Origin of the sequence: Vibrio sp. 10N.222.55.C6 (assembly GCF_041473395.1) — a bacterium.
Lineage (GTDB): Bacteria > Pseudomonadota > Gammaproteobacteria > Enterobacterales > Vibrionaceae > Vibrio > Vibrio crassostreae_C.
This window is the reverse complement of the sequence record NZ_JBFRSD010001277.1, coordinates 1-453: the sequence shown is the minus strand read 5'-3', so window position 1 is coordinate 453 and position 453 is coordinate 1. Positions and strand designations below refer to the sequence as shown.

Below are 453 nucleotides of genomic sequence, written 5' to 3'. Positions count from 1 at the left end.
ACCTTAACTGAATAACAATATTGCTACCCTGTAGACTTGATTTAATATCAGAAACCCCATTTATATCACCAATCAAACGGTAAAGTTGCCCCTGTTTACCTGCGGCTTTCTGTGAAAAAATCAGTTCTCGAATAGGCCCACCGCGGCTTGCCATTATTTGCACCGACGATTGAAGTTCGCGCTTTAGGGCAATTTGATTGCCTTCAACAGCTAGGTGAACAGCTGCAAGTTCATTGAGCATGCCTACTTTGTTCGGTAGCGTCATTAAAGTCGGGTCATTGTGCCAACTACCATAACGGTTGCCAGCACGATCGATCACGGTTGCAGATAGATCAAGCTGAAGACCAGAGGACGTCACTTTTTTGGTTTCTTGAACATCAAGAATGACACTAGACTGCGCCGGGTTAGAAGCAAGATCAAAGCCCATCTCTGCGAGTGCATTTGAAAATGTAT

1 pseudogene is annotated in these 453 nt (G+C 44.4%); it reads right to left on the bottom strand.

Annotated features, from left to right (window positions below):
- Window positions 1-453 (bottom strand): annotated as a pseudogene (locus tag AB4486_RS28525) (hypothetical protein); the annotation flags it as partial.